We start from the raw sequence: 15,225 nt of genomic DNA on the forward strand, positions 1-15,225 counted from the left end.
TGGATTGATTCGTATCTCAGATAGTACAATAGAAAATTTATTGTACTTGCTTTGTGATTTAACGATACTAGGTATTTCTATGACGATTTTGAATCTTAGATTTAAGAAAAGAGATGAATTTTATTGATTGAATTAATTAATCTGGGAAAACAATATAAGCAAAAAATTTTATTTCAAGATGTGAATGTTATCTTCAATGAAGGAAAAAAATCTTTTATTAAAGGAATAAATGGTTCAGGAAAAAGTGTACTTATGAAGCTCATTGTAGGATACTCTACCCCAACAAACGGGATGGTCAAAGTTGCTGGAAAAATAATAGGCCTAGATCAAGATTTTATACCTGATGCTGGAGTTTTCATTAACGCACCTGATTTTATTAAAAGTTGGACTGGTGCAGAAAATTTGTTGTATTTAGCAAATATCCGCAAAATAGCTAATGAAAAAAAAATTCGTTTTTTAGCAAGTCAATTGAATCTAGAAAAAGATCTGAATAAAAAGTATAAACATTATTCACTTGGTATGAAACAAAAATTAAGAATCATTCAAGCGCTTATGGATGAACCTACCTATTTAATTCTAGACGAACCTTTTGATGCTCTTGATAAAAACAGTCGAGAAAATGTTTTGAATTTGTTAGACAATTACCTTAGTGAAAATGCTCAAAGAATTCTAATTTTTTCTAGTCATAACGATAGGATGGAAGACTTTGCAGATCATATCTACGAACTTGAAAATCAAACGCTACTTCAAATAAAATGAAGAAATAAATTTATATAGCATACTCCCTATTGGATTTAAAAAAATCTGATATTATTAGTGGATCATCTGAATGCAGCTTTTTCTTCAATCAATATCCCAAAGAAATCGACTAACTTCTCGATCCACTTCTTCATTTTCATGAAGCATACTATGTGAAGCACCTTTACCTTCTTCGACCTTTTCCATTACAAGGTTACCATGTTGTTTCAATAAGGCATAAACTGCTAATGCACTATTCAGCGGAACAGTTCCATCACTTAGCTCTACTTCACTCAACTGCCCTGCAACTAATAAAAATTGTGTGTCGGTAGGGAGATTCCCTATCATTGTTTGATAATCTTGATACCTTGAAGACACCACTGTTGGCCCATTTTCGAGTAAATCAGCTAAATTCTGACCGCTATCATCCACAAAATCATTGAAAGGTGCGCCTAGCGCTACAAACTTTTCAACTTGCGGTAAAGTTGTTTCTTGGCCATACGTGACTAGATAACGGAGGCCGCTGACTCCACCCATTGAATGTCCGACAATGTTCACTTTGTTGATTTGGTCAGTTGTCTGCAAATAAACCAGACATGCACGAATCCATTCTGCTTGATTCCACTCATTATTTTCATTGTCTTCGAAAAGCACTTGGATCATTGGATTGGTTGCTTCTTTTGATAACTCCCCTTGCGCTTGAACGTTCCCATTAGTATCTACAGTCAACGTCAATTCTTGTTGCCCTTTGCTTTCTCCTTCTAAACGATCGATCATTCCTTTGAATGAATTCACTGTTCCTTTATATCCGTGAACAAATAAGGTAGGCACACTCCCCTTTTTTACGGATTCTACTTGGCTTGTCCTCGTTGTTTCTGTGGAGGCAGTTTCTTTTTGGCTCTTGTTTTCTTGCGTTTGACAACCAGAGAGGATTAGCAGTACCAGCAACACCATGCGACTTAGCACCCGATTAAAAGTTACTTTATTTTGTTTTATCACCTTTCTCACTCCTTTCATTCAAGACAAAAAAGAGCTGAAATGACTAAGCATCCCAACTCCTCCATTATTCTGATCACTGTTTAGTCGATCTTGTCTACTTGATCAAAATCAAGCTCTGTACTTGTTTCACGACCGAACATGTCAATGTTTACTTTTAGTTTTTCTTTTTCTTCATCGACTTCTGTCACTTGACCTTCTAATCCAGCAAAAGCTCCTTCGATGATCTTAACAACTTCGCCAACTTCTACTTTCAGTTCGTTTTGACGTAAACTCATACCGATTGAACGTAAGATATGATTTACTTCTTCTGGTAATAAAGGTGCAGGCTTACTTCCTGCTCCGTGAGAACCAACAAAACCAGTAACGCCCGGTGTATTACGGACAACATACCATGAAGCATCTGACATGATCATTTCTACTAAGACATATCCAGGGAATGTTTTATGAACGATTTCTTTTTCTTTCCCATTTTTCACTTCAGTTTCTGTTTCTTCAGGAACAACGACACGGAAAATAAAATCAGCCATTTTCATACTTTGCGCACGTGACTCGATATTTGCTTTTACTTTGTTTTCGTATCCAGAGTATGTATGTAATACATACCAATTTTTTTCAAAAGATTCCATTGAAGGCTCCTCATTTCATTTGTAAAATAAAAAAACCTCAGTTCCCCGAAGCTTTTCCTCTCTTTGATTATAGCACCGTTTGATGGTTTTTACTAGTGACTTATTTTTTGTTCCCTAGTAATTTAAAAAGCGTTATTTATTCTTATTTTGGTGCAGAAATTGTATTATCTACTGTTTTTTTTTTTTGAAAATAATTTCTTAAAAAGCTTATTTTATAAAGATGAATCAAAAATTTTTGTTATTAGACAAAAAGGCATAGGAAAATACATACCCAAGTCAATATTATTTATTCCTACAACGTACAATTATAGTCGTAAGGAATCTTATTGAGCTTTATAGAAATTTACGAGAGGAGGTATCCCGATGGAAACAATAAGACAACTCATTGCATCGATTTTTGGTTGGTTAGATTCTTTCGCATTGATTCTTTGCTGTATCACTGTTTTCTTTTTAAGTTTAAAAGTCTCGTCTTTGGAAAAAGAAGTAAAAATACTAAAGAATACTTTTAAAAACCATTCAAAATAAGAGTCATGTTGTATGATTCAAATCAGTACATATCTACATTTCCAGATAGTCCGATCCGTTCAAACACTTTCTAGATAAACCAAAAAAAACCGAAAAGATAGCAAACTTTTCGGTTTATGTTTACTTCTAAAAATTTTTATCTAATATATTAAAAATATGTTCGATCTCGTATTGTGTTTCAAATCTATGTAAATCAGCTAAAAGTTCATTCTTCAACTTGCTCGCTCCAATCAATTCTAATCCCATAATATAATCCTTTATTTTTTTACTGACAGCCTCTCCTTCGATGTGCGCAAGTAAAAGTTGATAAAACCGATGATATATTTCAGTTTCTCGCTGAAAAATAATTCTACGTCGAGTCTCAAATAGTTTTTCCAAATAATACTTAGCTAATTTTAGCTCTTCTCTTTCAATCATCAGTAAAAACACATTATTATAAATACCTGATAATATGGAATGGAAGATCTCAAATTCTCCATTTTTCATCACATTTTTTTCTACTTCTTTTAATCGCTGTTTGATGTAACTTGTTTCAAATAAATAGAGGAGAGTAGCAAAGGTCGTCATTTCAAATCTTCCCCACTCATCGATTTTCTCTAAATAATCAGATAATCTTTTCAGATAGTTAGTATCTTTTTTATTTAATTTTTTTACACCATCGATTTCCTCATACCACTTATAAGTTTTGACAGCAAGATAATTTCTTATGACGACTAAATCATCTGAGTATTCTACTTCTTGGGCTAGTTTTTTTAATTGATAATTGATTGCACCACTATTTTTTTCTAGATTCCGGAACATTTTCTTCAAACTCAAATTTTTTTGAGATACTTTATCTCCATCAAGATAAAACATGAATTCATCGATCGTCATATTCAATCGTTCTAATAATTCTAAAAAGACTAATAATGGTAAATGATTTTTCCCATTCTCATATTTAGCTAACGTTTCCCGCGAAACAATTCCATGGGCTAATTTTTTTTGAGAGAGGCCTCTATCCACACGCATTTTTTTTAATAATTCATGAACTTCCATCGTTCCCTCCTTACTTATCAATTAATGGATTAGTTCTTTGTTAAATTATTCACAATAAATTCTTTCTATTGCCACACCTTTTATTTTAATAACTAAGTGACATATAAAAAAATAGAGCTTCCAATTGATTGATAATCATGGATAGCTCGCCTTTTATTTAGATAAACTTATTGAATTATTTCAAGATCCATGCAAACAGACTTTGAATCGCTGTATCCATCACGAAAAACATTAGTCCGAAGATGATCGATGTTTCGATAACGACTAGTGTATCTTTACGTAATTGTTTTTTACTTGACCAAGTCACTTGTTTCATTTCATCTTTTACACTTTTAAGAAATTTCATCGTACGCCTCCTCCTTGTTATTTTGTCTCTTTATGTAATGTGTATTGATTACAATATTTACAAAATTTGTTGATTTCCAAACGCTCGCCGCTTTTTCCTTCACTAATCGACTTAGTATAGTTTCGAGAACCACAAACGGAACATGCTAATGCCGCTTTTTTCTTTGCCATCCGTTTCCCCTCCTCACTGAAAACCAAATTTATACCATACTACATTATCATGTAAATTATTTTATGTCAATTAGTGATCGTACGCTCTACTGTTTTTATTTTAGTTATGATATGATTACTTAAAGGATTTTAAAAATGAATAATCTGGAGGTATGACTATGCTATTAAAAACTCTTGTTTACAAGAAAAAAGATTTGACTACCGTCTCTGAGACAAGCAACTTGGAAGAAGCACTAGAAATTTTAGAAACATCCGGTTACCGTTGTGTACCGATTCTTGATACTTCCGGGAATATTTTCCGTGGGAATATTTATAAAATGCACATCTATCGTCACAAAGCAAATGGCGGCGATATGACTTTACCAGTCACTCATCTATTGAAAAACGCAACAAAATTCATTTATTTAGATACTTCTTTCTTTAAAGTATTCTTTACGATCAAAGAGCTTCCATACATTGCTGTACTTGATAGCCAAAACCATTTCTATGGGATTTTGACACACAGTACCTTACTTGGTATGTTGTCTCAGTCTTGGAGCGTAGAACAAGGAAGCTACGTCTTGACGATTGCTTCGACAGGTAAACAAGGTGACTTAGCGGCGATTTCAAAGATCATCGCAAAATATAGTAGCATTGCTAGTTGTATCACTTTGGACATTGAAAAAGATGAATACATCCGTCGTACCTTGATCACTCTACCAGCCCATACAGAAAAAAGTGTCTGTGATTCAATCGTTAATCACTTAGAAAAGAAAAATTACAAAGTGATCGAAATTGAAAATTTACAAGATGCTAATAAATAAAAACCTGTTTAGTGGTTGATATTTACTAATCATTTAGAGAAAATCATATTTAAAAAAGCCAGGAATCCCAAAATCATTTAAGACTTTTGGAATTCCTGGCTTTTTTACTCTATTAAAAACAATCATACACGATCGTTGAATTTCACTGCCTGGTCTAGATAATACATCAATGGCGCAGAAACAGCCATCACGATAAATTCACTTAACGCAAGTGTACCATAGGTTGTCCAAAAAGCTTGTCCGCCAGTTGGTACTAACATATAAGCAATCATAAACATACTAATTGTAAAGAACGCTGTATTTAATGCTAAGCGCACCTTGACATTTTTCACTTTATTTTGGATAAGTGCAGTTAGTCCTAATGCAAGTAGTGTTTGACCACCACCAAAGATCACATCCATGACACCAAAACCATAAATGGCATTATAAACGATCACGCCACCTAAGACACCCCATAATAATTTTCGATTGAATACAACTAAATGATTCAAACTTTCTGAAATACGAAATTGGATTGGTCCTGAAGATACAGGTGCTACCAAAATCGTTAACGCTAGATACAAGGCCATGATCAGCCCATTGACAACAACTACCATCAGTCGTTGCCTACTCTTTGTTCTCTCCATATTCTATTCCTCATTTCTCCTAGTTTTGTTAATGCGGGATGGTCGACGAACCGCAAGGCGTATTATAACATAACAATTATAGATTACAACCTTCCCTCCACCCCAGCATTTCAGCATTTTTACCTTCACCTGAAAAGATTGTTATAAAAAATAAAAGAAGTAAAAATAAGCAAGACACCTCGATTAGTTATCGCAAGACCTTATTGAACAGCATCGTTGAGAGATTGAGGCTTGATAGATAAAGGAATCGCACTCTTCTTATCAAAAAAATGAGTGTCAATGTTGACTAATACTTCCCTGACAATTCTTTGTTTCTATCTTTTACCTACGTTTTTTCGTTTGTTCTTTATTGTATTTTCTAACTTAACTTCTTTTTCATTTCCCCAAACCTCTGCTATAATAACCAAGATTGTAATTCTTTTGACAATAATGATAAGATGCTTTGTTGACCCTTCACTGGTTGATTCTATTAAACAATCACGGCTTACTTATGGTGAGACGATTTAGTGAAGCATCGTTAATCTATTTACATGACTAAAACCACAAGTATTCACAGCTGTTGATTAAATCTGACACTGCTTGCTCTCCTTTTGACTATGTCGCCTTGCTATCGTATGCCAATGAGAACTCATGAAGGAGCCCGACAAGACTTGTTTTCTCAACTCAAGTATTCGATACTTTGGTGCATTTCAGGAGGAAAAAATGAATTTTCATTATCACCTATTGATCAACCAAGCTGCTGGTAGCGGAAACGGAAAGAAAACAGCGGATAAGATTTTACCAATTTTGGATAAAAAGAAACTTTCCTATACGGTTCACTATAGTGAATACAAAGGGCACGATGCCCTTATAGCGGAACATTTAGCCGAAGATACCCTCATTGAATGGGAAGAGGATATCGATGCTGATACTATCGGATGGTACCCACTTCTCATCGTCATTGGAGGAGATGGTACACTTCATCAGGTTCTGAATACGTTTCATCATTTATGTGTATCTTTTCCTGTCGGCTTCATACCAGCCGGTTCAGGCAATGACTTTGCTCGTGGGATTGGGTTAAGTAGAGATCCAGAAAAAGCTTTAGAAACGATTTTAACAACCAAAGAACCACAAAAAATAAATGTGTTGCATTATGAAGAAAAAGTAAACGATCGCGAAGGTCTGGCACTCAATAATTTTGGGATTGGTTTAGATGCAGCAATCGTTCATGCTACGAATCATTCCAATGCAAAAAAACGATTGAATAAGTATAATTTAGGCTCGCTTTCTTACATTTTTTCTTTACTGTATGTTCTTTTCTCACAAAAAGGCTTTCCGATTCTTGTAGATATTGGTGGGAAACGTGTGAATTTTAAAAAGGCCTTTCTGTGTACGGCGACTAATCATCCCTATTTCGGTGGAGGCGTGTCGATTGTTCCTACTGCAGATGTAACCAAACCAACGATCGACTTCGTGGTTGTCGAACGAGTAAATTTATTTAAAATTGCTTGGTTGCTTCTTTTATTATTACAGAAGAAGCAAATGCACTCGAAGTATTTCCATCACTATACAGCAAGCAAACTTAGAATTGTTTCTACTATTCCCCAATATGGTCAAGAAGATGGGGAAGATTTAGAAAAACAATCGTTTGATTTACAACTAACAAATAAAACACAGTTATTGTGGTGTGAAAAAATAGTAATGAGGGATGAAGAGTCAACCTCTTGATCTGTGGAGGTTTTTCAGATGGAGCGTCTACCTTTCCAATGAAAAGCCACCCGAAACGATAGCGTTTCGGGTGGCTTTTTTTGGCTGATGCTTCATACTTCCAACTTACGTTTCCTATTTATGGTCGGATGTTTTCCATACCAATCATCGGATCAATCCATTGCTGTTCCACAGCTTCGGTTGTGAGAATGTAATTATCAGGTGATTTTGGCGTTTCAGCTTTTTTCACTTCATTTTTTTCTTCTTCGATGGCAAAAAGCGAAACTTCCTGCGCTTGGCCGGTTTCCTCTTTCCGGTGCTCTATTTGTTTTGTTGGCTCAGATACTTGTTCAATGGCTGCCGAATACGTTCCTTCTTCAAATGGATCATCACCTGTCAAGGAATCTTCATAGGCGGCCAATTTCGTACGCAGATTAAGAGTCATTTCATTGTCTTCGATCCGCTTTTTCAGTGTCGTCAATCGAACTGCGGATTCGTTTTTTGCACATGTCAAATATGCTTGTTCTTCCCCTAACAAAATCAATAATTCCTTACTACGAGTAACCGCTGTATACAACAGATTCCGTTGGAGCATTCGTTGGTATTGATGGACCATAGGCAAAATCACCATCTTAAACTCGCTACCTTGGGATTTATGGATCGAGCAACAATAAGACAGGGTGATCTTATTCCATTCATTTCGTTTGTAACTCACTTCATTGGCATCAAATTGGATGACGAGTTCGTCCACTTTATCTTCTGAATCTTTTGCTAAAACAATTCCCGTGATTACCCCCATGTCACCATTGAACACATTTAATTCTGGCGTATTGACCAAATGGAGTACTTTATCCCCAATTCGATAAACTGTATCATTCCAGTGAACTTCTTTCCGATTCCCACCACCTGGATTGAAAATATTTTGCATCATTTTATTCAAGGCATCGATACCAGCTGCACCGCGATACATCGGTGCCAACACCTGAATATCTTGTGCAGTAAATCCTTTGTTTTTCGCCTTTTCCACGATTTTAGAAATCAATGGTTCGATTTGATACGCATCACTTGCAAAGAAAGAGCGATCCTTTTGATTTTTCGTAAAATCTGCTGGCAATCTTCCTTCTTTGATCTCATGAGCCAAAGGAATGATACTTGAGCCATCGCCTTGACGATAGATCTGATTCAATTCGATTTTAGGGATTTGATCGATTTCTAATAGATCATGCAAGACTTGCCCAGGACCTACTGATGGTAGCTGATCCTTGTCCCCTACTAAGATCACTTGCATATTCGTAGGGATCGCCTTGAACAGTGTATTGGCCAACCATGTATCAACCATCGACATTTCATCGACGATCAATAAGCCACCGTCTAATTCCTTCGTGCTGATTGAAGGGGTTTTCTCACGACCATTCAAACCTAAAAGCCGGTGGATCGTACTAGCTGGCAAGCCAGTCGTTTCATTCATCCGTTTAGCAGCCCGTCCTGTGGGTGCAGCTAAGAGGATCGGAAAAATCTCTTGTGTATATTTCGTCGGATCAAGATCTAAGCCGTTTAACTCTGCAAACAGATGAACGATGCCATTGATCACTGTAGTTTTTCCAGTTCCTGGACCACCAGTCAAGATAAATAGTGGTGAGCGAATCGCTTCAGAAATCGCTTCTTCTTGTGAATCCCCATACTGGATACCAAACATTTTCTCAATTCGTCGAATATTCTTTTTAATTTCTTTTGGTTCGTACTTGATTTCCTTTTTTCGACTCAACAAGCGTTGGATCGAATTGCCAATCCCCCATTCAGAAAAATACAAACTATTTTCATATAGATTCGTTTCTTCCTGTTGGATCTTTCCCTCTTCCACTAACTGAATAATGACAGTCGCTACTTGATCCGGTTCGATTTCGATTGGACGACTTGATTCCAAGATTTTGATCGTCTGCTGCAATAAAGATTCCGCAGGCACATAGGTATCACCGGTTTGGATCGCCTGTTGGAAAATCTGGTGCAAGATCGCTGCTCTGATGCGTCGTGGCGAGTCAGCAGCAATGCCGATTTGTTCAGCTAAGTTATCTGCACGTTTAAAGCCGATTCCTTCAATCTCTTCGACTAATTGGTAAGGATTTTCTTGAATGATATCCAACGCTTCATTTTTGTAAGCTTGATAGATACTAAAGGCTAATTGACTCCCAAATCCGTAACGGTTCAACCCCATGATCACTTGATCCATTCCATGATTCAAACGGATCGTTTCAGCAATCATTTCTCTTTTTGGCTTCGTTAAACCTGAAATCTGTTGCAATTGCGCAGGATCTTCGATGATTTTTTCAATCGCATCTTCACCAAGCAGTTCCACGATTTTCTCTGCAGTTTTTTTTCCGATACCGGGAAACTTGTCACTTGATAGGTAGTTGACGATCCCGTTGGCTGTCGTCGGCTTTTCCTGTTCGTAACGCTCTACCTTCAACTGTCTGCCATATTTAGGATGATCAACTAGCTCACCATAAAAACGATACACTTCGTTCTCTTGGATATCGCCAAAACTACCAGTTGCGACAATTTCTTTTTCCCGATAATCAACACTTGTTTCACTGACTTGGATGAGCAATACTTTATAAAAATTACTAGGATTTTGAAAAAAGATAGCGGCAACTGTGCCGACAAAATAAGGCATTTCTTCTGGCTCCATCGAGGCCGCCTCCTTTATTTATAGTAAAGGCTCTGGCTGTCCATTACCTAAAAAATCCACCTGATTCCATACTTTAAGGTCATATGGTAACAGATTGTTTGGTTCTCCTGTTTCTAAAATCGTCAAGCTACTATTGAATAAACCGCCCATTTCTCGTAACTGACCTAATTCTTTACCAGTCATCCACTGGATCGCAGCAGTTAAAGAGGCACCATGCCCTACAAATAGAATAGGCCCTTGATGTTGACAGACTGCATCCGCAACAACGGCTTCGATCCGCGTGATTGCTTCGGTGATCGGCTCTCCTTCAAAAGGTGTTGGATCATATTTATCTAAATGATTTCGTAAATTAGGTAAGTTCTCTGGAAATTTTTTGTACATCTCTTCGATCGACTGTCCTTCCAGTTTTCCTAAACCTAATTCTCTTAATTTATCTGTATAAATGATTTCTGTCGGATGGTCCAATTCTTGATTGATCCCTTTTGCTGTATCTCTTGCACGTTTTGCCGTACTGCAATAAATAGCTTCAAAAGGAACAGACTTGACCATTTGGCCGAATGTCTTGATCTCCTCATAGCTTTGAGGTAACAACGGTGAGTCTCCTTGGCTTCCTTGAAAGCGTCTTTCAAGATTCCATTCCGTTTTACCATGTCTTGTAAAGTATAGTTCCATAGATGTTAGACTCCTCACTCCGTACTTGTATATATACTATCATATAGGATTTTCCCGTTGGACCGTGTAGAAAAGCTTGTTTCTAAAAAATAGAGGCTTTCGCCAATTGAATATCGCTAAAAATCGACTGTAAAAAACTGTGCGATCCTTTATGTAGTCTTGTTTTCGATCAGCAATATCCACGTATTTCATCCACACCCTTGATCAAGAGTGTGAAAAAGGAAGCTCCTACTCTATCAAAACGAAGGTTGAGCAACAAGAGAAACTATTTTCTCAACTTCGTCTTCTTAATAGGAGCGAAACCTCTCTTTACAACCTTTAGTCTAGCTTATCATTTTCGTAATGATGTGTTAACTCTAAATTTGGGAAACCTTGTTGACGCAATGCCTCATACACGATCATTGCCGCTGTATTCGATAGATTCAATGAACGGACGTGTGTATCATTCATAGGGATACGTAAGCATTTTTCTTCATGCTCGCGCATAAAGGGTTCCGGTAATCCAGTTGTTTCTTTCCCAAACAAAAAGAAATGCTCTTCGCCATCTGCAAAGTCTTCATCACTGTATACTTTATTCGCAAATTTGGAGATCAAATGTAACTTTCTATCGCCTAAGTAAGCCATAAATGCTGGTAGATCTGCATGATACGTGATATCCACATCATGCCAATAATCAAGCCCCGCTCGTTTCAGCTGTTTATCATCTGTTGAAAATCCTAGTGGTTCGATCAAGTGTAACGGTGTGTTGGTCGCTGCACATGTTCGTGCAATGTTTCCTGTGTTTGCTGGAATCAAAGGTTCAAATAAAACAATGTGGTTCATACTATCCATCCTCTCATGTATATGTGAAATCCATTTTAGTCTAAATCTTGATTTTTGCATAAAAAAAAACGTATCAACTCGGTGTCAGTCACTGCGAGTCGTTACGTTAGTGAAGCTCTTTTCACTATCTTTTATCAGAACAGGAACCTGATAAAAACCAATGAAAAAACAACTTGTTGCTACTATATCACCATTAAACGCTTTTTGCAACCTTAACTCTATAATATTCTTATTGGAATCGTTTTCTCTTATTTCCTTTTAACAATTCTACGTCAATTGTAATTTTTCTAAGGGGTTCTTCCATCAGAGCCTCTTTTATTTCTTTTGCTACTTGCCATTCCAGTGGCGACATTGCCAAGAGATCACGGCGATTTTCTTCAGGAATCGTAAATTCATACGTCACACGTTGACGTTCCACTGACGCCATTGATTCCATGAATTTGTCAACAACACGTTCGTTAGAATAATGATGTTTTTCTGGCTGACCTGGATAAAAAGCTTGGCGTAATTCTTTTAAATAGCCTGATTGTGGAACGACTTTTAATACCATGCCGTCATCTGCAAGTACTCGCTGAAACTCTTGATAGTGAGAAGGCGAGAAAATATTCAATATCGTCGAAAATTGTTGATCCGCAAAAGGCAAATTCGTTAAATCCGCGACACACCAAAATGCTTGCATCGGCTGCTCCGTGGCTGCATAGACACCTTCTTTCGCGATATCAAAGCCAATTGCTTTTTTTAGTGGTTGTAATTGATCAGTGGCCGCCAAAAAGCTCCCTTCTCCACAACCGACATCTAGGACGGTCGCATCATCTGGTAGATGCTTAGCTAACTGTTCGATCAATGGTTGATACATACCTGATTGGATCATTCGTCTTCTTGGAGCAAACATGCCTTGATCATATTCGGTTTTGATTGCGTGAGATAAAAAATACAACGTTCCCTTTTTAGATAAATCAAAACGATGATTCTTTTGGCAAATAAGCCCATTCGTGGTCGATAAAAAGGGTTCTTGACATAACGGGCAACGGAACATTTGGGCATTCTCTGATAAAAATAGTCGACTCTGGTCTATTTTCTTTAACATAGTGATTATTCATTCCTTTAAAATACGTAGTGAGATAGTCATATAAAGATAAAAAACTTTCTTTAAAAACATTCGTTATCCGATGTTGCCTATCATGCTATCCCCTTCATCTTACCGTTTGAAGAGCGCTTTAGCAACTGTAAAAACTATGGTATAATTTCAACAAAAGTAGACATAATAAAGGAGCAAGAATATGATCAAAGAATTTTGTGCGGAGAATTATACATCGATCCCGTTAGCCATCGCAAATGGAGCCAATCGGATCGAATTATGTGACAACCTAGCAGTAGGTGGCACGACACCAAGTACTGGTGTCATTGAAGAAGTATTAAGCTACGCTAATGAAAAAAGTGTACCTGTCATGACGATCATCCGACCACGTGGTGGCGATTTTGTTTATAATGATATCGAATTGAAAATCATGCACACTGACTTGATTGAAGCCAAAAAACTAGGCACTGACGGTGTAGTGATCGGTTGCTTGACTCCTTCTGGATGGTTAGATGAAGAAGCACTGGAAGTCTTGATCGACTCCGCAGAAGGCTTACAGATCACTTTCCACATGGCGTTTGATGCGATTCCTCAAGAACGTCAATACGAAGCCATCGATTGGTTGGTTGAACATGGCGTTCATCGTATCTTGACACATGGTGGTGTTGCCGGTACAAACATCGAAGATAATTTTGCACACTTAAAACAGTTGATCGCTCATGCAGACGGACGAGTCATCATTTTACCTGGTGGTGGTATCACTTCAGAAAATGCACAAGTAGTTGCTGATGCTTTAGGAGTCCACGAAGTCCACGGCACCAAAATCGTTCCTTTATCTGAATAAACAAAAAATAAGAGGTCGGGACAGAAGTGTTCAGCCTCGAGAAATAAGGCGCCATCCACGAAAATTGTTCTTCAAATTTTTGTGGATGGCGCCTTATTTTTCGAAGAGGTTACTTCTGTTCCCGCCGTTTATTCGGTTTTAGGTGATACAAGAGGACTAATGTCCCAGACACTATTTTAGCTCTATTTTCTTACATAAAATACCCCATAAACAACGAAGCGATATTGAAATAGATCAATACACTGGTCAAGTCACTCAAGGTGGTAATAAATGGCCCACTGGCAACGGCAGGGTCAAAGCCTAAACGATCCATCAGCATTGGGATCAAACTTCCCGCAAGATTTGCCACTGTGATCGCAAATAGCATCGCAATACCGATAACAAAGCCTAGAATAAAGTTCTGCTTCCAAAATCCTACGATCAAGAAGATGGTTAGGCCAGTCACAGCGCCGGTCACTAAACCCGTCAATACTTCCGCCACGATCAACCGAACAAAGCCCTGATCTTTTTCATCTGAAATCGCTAGGCGACGTACAGCGACCGCTAACGATTGTGTACCGGCGTTTCCAGCCGTTCCTGTGATCAAAGAAATAAAGACAGCTAAAATACTTGCTTCACTGACTAATTCTTCATAATGACTGATCAAAGAGGCAGTTGACATACCTAAAAATAATAAAGTGATCAACCAAGGTAAGCGGCGAGAAGCTGATTTTACAGGATTCTCATTGATTTCTTCGACGTTGACCCCCGCCAATCCAGAATAGTCACTCGCTGCTTCATCATCGATAACGTCGATGATATCATCGACAGTCACGATCCCTAATAAATGATCATCATAATCCGTGACAGGCAACGCAAGAAAGTCATAGTCACGGAAAGTTTGTGCCACATCTTCTTGGTCATCGCCTACGTGAACAGATAATACCCGTTCACTCATCAAATCAGAGATCATCGCATCATCATCATTGACGATCAAATCACGCAACGAGATAACCCCAACAAGTTGATTGTCTTGATTGACTACATAAATGTAATAGATGGTTTCTGCCACATCTGCTTCATTTTTCAAGACATACATCGCCGAACGAACGGTTTGGTTCGCAACGATCGAGATAAATTCGGTCGTCATGATCGCCCCAGCCGTTTCATCTTCATAATGCAGGAGGTCTTTGATCTCACTCGCATCTTCTGCTGTCATCAAGCTAAGATATTTCGCCACTTGTTTCTTATCTAATGTATTCAACAAATCGACCGCGTTATCGGTATACATCTCTGAGAGCATTTCCGCGGCATAACTAGGACGCATTTCTGCTAAATATTCCTTCATATATTCGTTGTCTTCTTCAATGACATCGAACATGTCCGCCAATTCCTTTGGCGAAAGATAGGTATAAATCTGTTGACGATCTGCTTCCTTAAGGGATTGATAGAATTGCCCCTGTTCATAGATATGCATCTCCAAGAAGTTATTTCTAAAATCCTGAATATTGTTTTCTCTTAGATCTTGAGCTAACTGGGCAAATCTTTCCTCTAATTCTTGATTTTCGTCCAAACCAATCTCACCTCACC

General features: G+C 37.6%; 16 protein-coding genes. 5 read left to right on the top strand and 11 right to left on the bottom strand.

The window, feature by feature from the left end; all coding sequences use genetic code 11:
* Window positions 1-123: 123 nt before the first annotated feature.
* On the top strand, window positions 124-759 hold the full coding sequence (locus tag IGK77_RS12845; RefSeq protein WP_071866458.1) for an ATP-binding cassette domain-containing protein: 636 nt from the start codon (window positions 124-126) through the stop codon (window positions 757-759).
* An 84-nt stretch (window positions 760-843) separates the two neighbouring features.
* Here IGK77_RS12845 and IGK77_RS12850 read toward each other — a convergent pair whose 3' ends face one another.
* Both IGK77_RS12850 and nusG read right to left on the bottom strand, forming a co-directional pair.
* The gene (locus IGK77_RS12850; protein WP_420911710.1) at window positions 844-1,692 is read right to left on the bottom strand and encodes an alpha/beta fold hydrolase; all 849 of its coding nucleotides are present in this window, start codon (window positions 1,690-1,692) and stop codon (window positions 844-846) included.
* 125 nt (window positions 1,693-1,817) lie between these two features.
* Complete coding sequence (nusG, locus tag IGK77_RS12855) at window positions 1,818-2,363, bottom strand: transcription termination/antitermination protein NusG (RefSeq protein WP_010734272.1); 546 nt, start codon at window positions 2,361-2,363, stop codon at window positions 1,818-1,820.
* Between the two features lie 363 nt (window positions 2,364-2,726).
* Here nusG and IGK77_RS12860 point away from each other — a divergent pair, with 363 nt between their 5' ends.
* A complete protein-coding gene (locus IGK77_RS12860; protein ID WP_177187654.1) occupies window positions 2,727-2,888 on the top strand; it encodes a hypothetical protein in 162 nt (53 codons plus the stop codon).
* Between the two features lie 126 nt (window positions 2,889-3,014).
* Here IGK77_RS12860 and IGK77_RS12865 read toward each other — a convergent pair whose 3' ends face one another.
* The 3 genes from IGK77_RS12865 to rpmG all read right to left on the bottom strand — a co-directional run bounded on the left by IGK77_RS12865 (window position 3,015) and on the right by rpmG (window position 4,439).
* Window positions 3,015-3,923 carry a helix-turn-helix domain-containing protein gene (locus tag IGK77_RS12865; RefSeq protein WP_071866460.1) on the bottom strand — a complete coding sequence of 303 codons (909 nt, stop codon included), beginning with the start codon at window positions 3,921-3,923 and terminating at the stop codon, window positions 3,015-3,017.
* A 175-nt stretch (window positions 3,924-4,098) separates the two neighbouring features.
* Window positions 4,099-4,269, bottom strand: a complete 171-nt coding sequence (secE, locus tag IGK77_RS12870; protein ID WP_065096667.1) for a preprotein translocase subunit SecE — start codon at window positions 4,267-4,269, stop codon at window positions 4,099-4,101.
* 17 nt (window positions 4,270-4,286) lie between these two features.
* Window positions 4,287-4,439, bottom strand: coding sequence for a 50S ribosomal protein L33 (rpmG, locus tag IGK77_RS12875; protein WP_005878997.1), 153 nt, complete (start codon window positions 4,437-4,439; stop codon window positions 4,287-4,289).
* Between the two features lie 158 nt (window positions 4,440-4,597).
* On the opposite strand from rpmG, the gene cbpA reads away from it, so the two are divergent.
* A complete protein-coding gene (gene cbpA, locus IGK77_RS12880) occupies window positions 4,598-5,242 on the top strand; it encodes a cyclic di-AMP binding protein CbpA (protein ID WP_065096666.1) in 645 nt (214 codons plus the stop codon).
* A gap of 122 nt (window positions 5,243-5,364) precedes the next feature.
* Here cbpA and IGK77_RS12885 read toward each other — a convergent pair whose 3' ends face one another.
* The gene (locus IGK77_RS12885) at window positions 5,365-5,868 is read right to left on the bottom strand and encodes a QueT transporter family protein (RefSeq protein WP_065096665.1); all 504 of its coding nucleotides are present in this window, start codon (window positions 5,866-5,868) and stop codon (window positions 5,365-5,367) included.
* A 702-nt stretch (window positions 5,869-6,570) separates the two neighbouring features.
* Here IGK77_RS12885 and IGK77_RS12890 point away from each other — a divergent pair.
* The gene (locus IGK77_RS12890) at window positions 6,571-7,575 is read left to right on the top strand and encodes a diacylglycerol/lipid kinase family protein (protein WP_074799351.1); all 1,005 of its coding nucleotides are present in this window, start codon (window positions 6,571-6,573) and stop codon (window positions 7,573-7,575) included.
* 118 nt (window positions 7,576-7,693) lie between these two features.
* On the opposite strand, the gene recD2 is transcribed toward IGK77_RS12890, so the two are convergent.
* The 4 genes from recD2 to IGK77_RS12910 all read right to left on the bottom strand — a co-directional run bounded on the left by recD2 (window position 7,694) and on the right by IGK77_RS12910 (window position 12,821).
* A complete protein-coding gene (gene recD2 / locus IGK77_RS12895; RefSeq protein WP_074799350.1) occupies window positions 7,694-10,240 on the bottom strand; it encodes an SF1B family DNA helicase RecD2 in 2,547 nt (848 codons plus the stop codon).
* An 18-nt stretch (window positions 10,241-10,258) separates the two neighbouring features.
* Window positions 10,259-10,912 (bottom strand): histidine phosphatase family protein, encoded by a 654-nt coding sequence (locus IGK77_RS12900; RefSeq protein WP_010734264.1) that lies wholly within the window; start codon window positions 10,910-10,912, stop codon window positions 10,259-10,261.
* Between the two features lie 318 nt (window positions 10,913-11,230).
* Window positions 11,231-11,734 carry a tRNA (cytidine(34)-2'-O)-methyltransferase gene (locus tag IGK77_RS12905; protein WP_019722320.1) on the bottom strand — a complete coding sequence of 168 codons (504 nt, stop codon included), beginning with the start codon at window positions 11,732-11,734 and terminating at the stop codon, window positions 11,231-11,233.
* A 229-nt stretch (window positions 11,735-11,963) separates the two neighbouring features.
* A complete protein-coding gene (locus IGK77_RS12910) occupies window positions 11,964-12,821 on the bottom strand; it encodes a putative RNA methyltransferase (RefSeq protein WP_074799349.1) in 858 nt (285 codons plus the stop codon).
* A gap of 193 nt (window positions 12,822-13,014) precedes the next feature.
* On the opposite strand from IGK77_RS12910, the gene IGK77_RS12915 reads away from it, so the two are divergent.
* Window positions 13,015-13,656: a copper homeostasis protein CutC gene (locus IGK77_RS12915; RefSeq protein WP_074799348.1), complete on the top strand. Its 642-nt coding sequence runs from the start codon at window positions 13,015-13,017 to the stop codon at window positions 13,654-13,656.
* 190 nt (window positions 13,657-13,846) lie between these two features.
* Here the strand turns inward: IGK77_RS12915 and mgtE are convergent, their stop codons facing one another.
* A complete protein-coding gene (gene mgtE / locus IGK77_RS12920) occupies window positions 13,847-15,208 on the bottom strand; it encodes a magnesium transporter (RefSeq protein WP_071866467.1) in 1,362 nt (453 codons plus the stop codon).
* Between the last annotated feature and the right edge of the window lie 17 nt (window positions 15,209-15,225).

Source organism: Enterococcus sp. DIV0806c, from assembly GCF_051710905.1.
Classification (GTDB): domain Bacteria; phylum Bacillota; class Bacilli; order Lactobacillales; family Enterococcaceae; genus Enterococcus_B; species Enterococcus_B mundtii.

What these genes read in the sequence shown, in the direction of transcription:
- cbpA (WP_065096666.1), top strand. Translation starts at nt 4,598, where the DNA reads ATGCTATTAAAAACTCTTGTTTACAAGAAAAAAGATTTGACTACCGTC.
- IGK77_RS12860 (WP_177187654.1), top strand. Translation starts at nt 2,727, where the DNA reads ATGGAAACAATAAGACAACTCATTGCATCGATTTTTGGTTGGTTAGAT.
- IGK77_RS12900 (WP_010734264.1), bottom strand. Translation starts at nt 10,912, where the DNA reads ATGGAACTATACTTTACAAGACATGGTAAAACGGAATGGAATCTTGAA.
- secE (WP_065096667.1), bottom strand. Translation starts at nt 4,269, where the DNA reads ATGAAATTTCTTAAAAGTGTAAAAGATGAAATGAAACAAGTGACTTGG.
- rpmG (WP_005878997.1), bottom strand. Translation starts at nt 4,439, where the DNA reads ATGGCAAAGAAAAAAGCGGCATTAGCATGTTCCGTTTGTGGTTCTCGA.
- nusG (WP_010734272.1), bottom strand. Translation starts at nt 2,363, where the DNA reads ATGGAATCTTTTGAAAAAAATTGGTATGTATTACATACATACTCTGGA.
- recD2 (WP_074799350.1), bottom strand. Translation starts at nt 10,240, where the DNA reads ATGGAGCCAGAAGAAATGCCTTATTTTGTCGGCACAGTTGCCGCTATC.
- IGK77_RS12850 (WP_420911710.1), bottom strand. Translation starts at nt 1,692, where the DNA reads ATGGTGTTGCTGGTACTGCTAATCCTCTCTGGTTGTCAAACGCAAGAA.
- IGK77_RS12890 (WP_074799351.1), top strand. Translation starts at nt 6,571, where the DNA reads ATGAATTTTCATTATCACCTATTGATCAACCAAGCTGCTGGTAGCGGA.
- IGK77_RS12885 (WP_065096665.1), bottom strand. Translation starts at nt 5,868, where the DNA reads ATGGAGAGAACAAAGAGTAGGCAACGACTGATGGTAGTTGTTGTCAAT.
- IGK77_RS12865 (WP_071866460.1), bottom strand. Translation starts at nt 3,923, where the DNA reads ATGGAAGTTCATGAATTATTAAAAAAAATGCGTGTGGATAGAGGCCTC.
- IGK77_RS12905 (WP_019722320.1), bottom strand. Translation starts at nt 11,734, where the DNA reads ATGAACCACATTGTTTTATTTGAACCTTTGATTCCAGCAAACACAGGA.
- IGK77_RS12915 (WP_074799348.1), top strand. Translation starts at nt 13,015, where the DNA reads ATGATCAAAGAATTTTGTGCGGAGAATTATACATCGATCCCGTTAGCC.
- IGK77_RS12910 (WP_074799349.1), bottom strand. Translation starts at nt 12,821, where the DNA reads ATGTTAAAGAAAATAGACCAGAGTCGACTATTTTTATCAGAGAATGCC.